The sequence below is a fragment of the Burkholderia sp. IMCC1007 genome (assembly GCF_027257875.1).
Lineage (GTDB): Bacteria > Pseudomonadota > Gammaproteobacteria > Burkholderiales > Burkholderiaceae > Burkholderia.
In genome coordinates this window covers 1-3,290 of sequence record NZ_JAPVQY010000127.1, presented here as the reverse complement: position 1 = coordinate 3,290, position 3,290 = coordinate 1, and the positions used below count along the sequence as shown (strand labels likewise).

Below are 3,290 nucleotides of genomic sequence, written 5' to 3'. Positions count from 1 at the left end.
CATTGGCGATTGAGCCAGTCAGAGCGGTACGAAAGTATCGGCTGTCGTTCTTTAACAATCTGGAAGAAGTAAGTAATTTGGATAGCGGAAGCGTCTCGAGATGGACGTGGAAGTTATCCGGGTTGTGATTGTATCGATGTATCTCAAGATGATTCGAACTTAATGTTTGACTCAATTGGAATACGGCACAACGCGAGAACTCAACCTGTAGCGACTGTAACGTCGAAAGATGAGACAGACTCGTTATAGGGTCAAGCGAACAAGTGCATGTGGTGGATGCCTTGGCGATCACAGGCGATGAAGGACGCGGTAGCCTGCGAAAAGCTACGGGGAGCTGGCAAACGAGCTTTGATCCGTAGATGTCCGAATGGGGAAACCCACTCCTTTTGGAGTATCCATGGCTGAATACATAGGCCATGTGAAGCGAACGCGGTGAACTGAAACATCTAAGTAACCGCAGGAAAAGAAATCAACCGAGATTCCCAAAGTAGTGGCGAGCGAAATGGGATGAGCCTTGCACTCTTTATTTGTATTGTTAGCCGAACGCTCTGGAAAGTGCGGCCATAGCAGGTGATAGCCCTGTAGGCGAAAACAGTATGAAAGAACTAGGTGTGCGACAAGTAGGGCGGGACACGTGAAATCCTGTCTGAAGATGGGGGGACCATCCTCCAAGGCTAAATACTCGTGATCGACCGATAGTGAACCAGTACCGTGAGGGAAAGGCGAAAAGAACCCCGGGAGGGGAGTGAAATAGATCCTGAAACCGCATGCATACAAACAGTCGGAGCCTCGTAAGGGGTGACGGCGTACCTTTTGTATAATGGGTCAGCGACTTACGTTCAGTAGCAAGCTTAACCGTATAGGGCAGGCGTAGCGAAAGCGAGTCCGAATAGGGCGTTCAGTTGCTGGGCGTAGACCCGAAACCAAGTGATCTATCCATGGCCAGGATGAAGGTGCGGTAACACGTACTGGAGGTCCGAACCCACTAACGTTGAAAAGTTAGGGGATGAGCTGTGGATAGGGGTGAAAGGCTAAACAAACTTGGAAATAGCTGGTTCTCTCCGAAAACTATTTAGGTAGTGCCTCGTGTCTCACCTTCGGGGGTAGAGCACTGTCATGGTTGGGGGGTCTATTGCAGATTACCCCGCCATAGCAAACTCCGAATACCGAAGAGTGCAATCACGGGAGACAGACATCGGGTGCTAACGTCCGGTGTCAAGAGGGAAACAACCCAGACCGCCAGCTAAGGTCCCCAAATATAGCTAAGTGGGAAACGAAGTGGGAAGGCTAAAACAGTCAGGAGGTTGGCTTAGAAGCAGCCACCCTTTAAAGAAAGCGTAATAGCTCACTGATCGAGTCGTCCTGCGCGGAAGATGTAACGGGGCTAAGCTATATACCGAAGCTGCGGATGCGAGCTATGCTCGCATGGTAGGAGAGCGTTCCGTAAGCCTGCGAAGGTGCGTTGAAAAGCGTGCTGGAGGTATCGGAAGTGCGAATGCTGACATGAGTAGCGATAAAGGGGGTGAAAGGCCCCCTCGCCGTAAGCCCAAGGTTTCCTACGCAACGTTCATCGGCGTAGGGTGAGTCGGCCCCTAAGGCGAGGCAGAAATGCGTAGCTGATGGGAAGCAGGTCAATATTCCTGCACCATTGTTAGATGCGATGGGGGGACGGATCGCGGAAGGTTGTCCGGGTGTTGGAAGTCCCGGTCGCTGCATTGGAGAAGGCGCTTAGGCAAATCCGGGCGCGTAATTCAAGGGTGTGGCGCGAGCTCCTTCGGGAGCGAAGCAATTGGAAGTGGTTCCAAGAAAAGCCTCTAAGCTTCAGTCTAACGATGACCGTACCGCAAACCGACACAGGTGGGCGAGATGAGTATTCTAAGGCGCTTGAGAGAACTCGGGAGAAGGAACTCGGCAAATTGGTACCGTAACTTCGGGATAAGGTACGCCCTTGTAGCTTGACTGGCCAGCGCCAGGAGGGTGAAGGGGTTGCAATAAACTGGTGGCTGCGACTGTTTAATAAAAACACAGCACTCTGCAAACACGAAAGTGGACGTATAGGGTGTGACGCCTGCCCGGTGCCGGAAGATTAAATGATGGGGTGCAAGCTCTTGATTGAAGTCCCGGTAAACGGCGGCCGTAACTATAACGGTCCTAAGGTAGCGAAATTCCTTGTCGGGTAAGTTCCGACCTGCACGAATGGCGTAACGATGGCCACACTGTCTCCTCCCGAGACTCAGCGAAGTTGAAGTGTTTGTGATGATGCAATCTACCCGCGGCTAGACGGAAAGACCCCATGAACCTTTACTGTAGCTTTGCATTGGACTTTGAACCGATCTGTGTAGGATAGGTGGGAGGCTATGAAACCGGAACGCTAGTTTCGGTGGAGCCGTCCTTGAAATACCACCCTGGTTTGTTTGAGGTTCTAACCTTGGCCCGTGATCCGGGTCGGGGACAGTGCATGGTAGGCAGTTTGACTGGGGCGGTCTCCTCCCAAAGCGTAACGGAGGAGTACGAAGGTACGCTAGGTACGGTCGGAAATCGTGCTGATAGTGCAATGGCATAAGCGTGCTTAACTGCGAGACCGACAAGTCGAGCAGGTGCGAAAGCAGGTCATAGTGATCCGGTGGTTCTGTATGGAAGGGCCATCGCTCAACGGATAAAAGGTACTCTGGGGATAACAGGCTGATACCGCCCAAGAGTTCATATCGACGGCGGTGTTTGGCACCTCGATGTCGGCTCATCTCATCCTGGGGCTGTAGCCGGTCCCAAGGGTATGGCTGTTCGCCATTTAAAGAGGTACGTGAGCTGGGTTTAAAACGTCGTGAGACAGTTTGGTCCCTATCTGCCGTGGGCGTTGGATATTTGAAGGGGGCTGCTCCTAGTACGAGAGGACCGGAGTGGACGAACCTCTGGTGTACCGGTTGTCACGCCAGTGGCATCGCCGGGTAGCTATGTTCGGAAGAGATAACCGCTGAAAGCATCTAAGCGGGAAACTCGCCTTAAGATGAGATATCCCTGGAGGCTTGACCTCCTTGAAGGGTCGTTCGAGACCAGGACGTTGATAGGTCAGGTGTGTAAGCGCAGTAATGCGTTCAGCTAACTGATACTAATTGCCCGTAAGGCTTGATCCTATAACAAGTCTGTTTCGATAGCCGTTAGCGCTTCAGCGCTTACGGATATCGAGCGTCGAGTGCGAGGCACTCGACGTACTGCGGTTGAAGTACCGCGTATGTGTGAGATACAGCTCACAACCTAAATTACTGCTTCTTCCAAGATTGGTTCTGTTGGCC

At 52.2% G+C, this 3,290-nt stretch carries 1 rRNA gene; it reads left to right on the top strand.

Annotation, left to right across the window (positions count from 1 at the left end):
* Positions 1-249 precede the first annotated feature (249 nt).
* Positions 250-3,131: ribosomal RNA gene (locus tag O1Q03_RS39810) — 23S ribosomal RNA — on the top strand.
* Positions 3,132-3,290: the final 159 nt, after the last annotated feature.